Raw genomic sequence first — 1,146 nt, 5'->3', positions numbered from 1 at the left:
AATGCTCATTAATCAACCATGCTACTGAAGCCCGCTGTTAGCACAGCTTCCAGATAGCTGGCTTTCATCCAGGCACGTTTTTGCTTAGCTGGTATGCTGCCCTTTGATGGTTCGGCACGCAACATGTTTAACGCCAGGTGGCGTAGCGTCGACCAGTTTTCCGCACCGTGATTTTGGTGTATCTGGCAGTCGTCTTCACCCATGCTGACATCCAGTACCCAATGCAGGCTGTTCTCTACAGCCCAGTGAGAACGTACTGCTTCGGCAAGTTGCTTCTCACTTAATGACGCGGAGCTGATAGGGTAGCGATATGTCAGTTCAGGTGCTTTCCCTTGTTGTTGGCGGAAGCTCATGCTCATGCCAATTGTCTTTAGCTCAGGCCATTGCGGGAACGCTTTGCTCACCTCTTCAGCACCTAGCACATGGTATGTGCGGGCTTCTATGCGACCCCGCTTTTGCTCGAAGGTTAAGCCACCAAGTGGTGCTCTGCGTATCTTAGCAAACGCATCTTCCACCGCTTTACAGAGCTTGCCCTGATTGCTTTTGAGCGTGAACAGGTAATCACCACCTTGCTCGACTATTTGCTCTGCAATGCTGGTCTGGCATCCCATAGCGTCAATTGATACTAAGGTACTCTGGACATCAAGTAATTGAATAAGCTCAGGAATCGCAGTGATTTCGTTCGACTTCTCTGAAGTCTTAACCTGACCCAGCACCACTTTATTGGCACACGAAAACGCATTGACCATGTGTATCGTGGATTGGCGGTCACCGCGCTGGTAGGAGCTTCGCAGCGTCTTACCGTCAATCGCAATCAATTGCCCTTCGGTGCTTTCATGCACAGCTTGCATCCAGTTGATAAAGCAGGCTCTAAACTGCTCCGGGTCGATACGCGAAATGATACGGGCAATGGTGTCATCAACGGGGACGCCATCGCGCAGGTAACCATCCTGTTGAAACCAGTCAATGTGACCGTCGGCATAATCGCGGATCTCGCTCCAGCCTTCGGCTCCAGCGACGACACCACATAAGGTGATAAATAAAATATCCTCAAGCGGATAGGTCACTTTTGCTGATTGACGCGTGTCAGATAATTCGCCAAAGTGCGTGGTGAAGGCTTCGATGTACATGGTTTTACTCCCCGAA

General features: G+C 50.5%; 1 protein-coding gene. It reads right to left on the bottom strand.

Annotated elements, in window-relative coordinates; all coding sequences use genetic code 11:
* Nucleotides 1-8: 8 nt before the first annotated feature.
* Nucleotides 9-1,130, bottom strand: coding sequence for an ISAs1 family transposase (locus tag IDAT_RS12865; RefSeq protein ID WP_034734485.1), 1,122 nt, complete (start codon nucleotides 1,128-1,130; stop codon nucleotides 9-11).
* Nucleotides 1,131-1,146: the final 16 nt, after the last annotated feature.

The organism is Pseudidiomarina atlantica (assembly GCF_000753735.1).
Classification (GTDB): Bacteria; Pseudomonadota; Gammaproteobacteria; order Enterobacterales; family Alteromonadaceae; genus Pseudidiomarina; species Pseudidiomarina atlantica.
Note: the sequence above shows the minus strand (reverse complement) of the source record. Positions and strands in the feature narration are given on the sequence as shown.

Coding starts and splice junctions, on each gene's coding strand:
- IDAT_RS12865 (WP_034734485.1), bottom strand. CDS start 1,130: ATGTACATCGAAGCCTTCACCACGCACTTTGGCGAATTATCTGACACG.